1 protein-coding gene is annotated in these 626 nt (G+C 65.0%); it reads right to left on the bottom strand.

The window, feature by feature from the left end; all coding sequences use genetic code 11:
• Positions 1 to 445 precede the first annotated feature (445 nt).
• A partial coding sequence (locus L6Q67_RS23975; RefSeq protein ID WP_296576160.1) for a hypothetical protein occupies positions 446 to 626 on the bottom strand: 181 nt, incomplete at its 5' end.

Below are 626 nucleotides of genomic sequence, written 5' to 3'. Positions count from 1 at the left end.
GGTGGCCTATGTGACCGGCTTCTTCATCATGCTCACGGTGATGGGCTGGCATCCGGATGCCGACCACAACGCCCCTGCGCCGGTCGCGGCCGCCGCTGCCCACTGAGCTCCGTCGCGTCACACACAAAGGCCGCCGTTCCGGGCGGCCTTTGTGTGTGTGCCAAGCTGACTTCCGTCACGTGTGGATCATCGGTCTCTCCGCCGCGCCGAGCCGACTGTACGGCCGGTTGGGCGACTGAAGTCGCCCCTACGAGTCGCCCCGCACGTCGCCCCGTGAGGCATCCCGGCGCGTCGTCCCGCACATCGCTCCGCCTGTCGTACCCACCGATTGCCCCTGATGAGGGCGTTGGCACGGCGGGCTTTTTGTAGGGACGGCTTCAGTCGCCCAACCGTGCGCTCCGCTGGCGCCTGTCGGGTTTGTTGCGGCAGCGCGGCATTGTCGGCTTTACGACACGCGCCGGATGGTGTCGGCCCCTTTAAAAACAGGGGTTTGCAGCTGGCACTCAAATTGCAGAAGGGTGATTGAACCCTTGGAGAGGCCAGCATGAAAGCCAGCGAAATCCAGGCCCTGCTCGACGAGCCGGCCTGCAGCCACAACAAGAAGGAAAAGTCCGGTTGCGCCAAGC

Source organism: Zoogloea sp. (assembly GCF_023150065.1).
GTDB lineage: Bacteria > Pseudomonadota > Gammaproteobacteria > Burkholderiales > Rhodocyclaceae > Zoogloea.
Note: the sequence above shows the minus strand (reverse complement) of the source record. Positions and strands in the feature narration are given on the sequence as shown.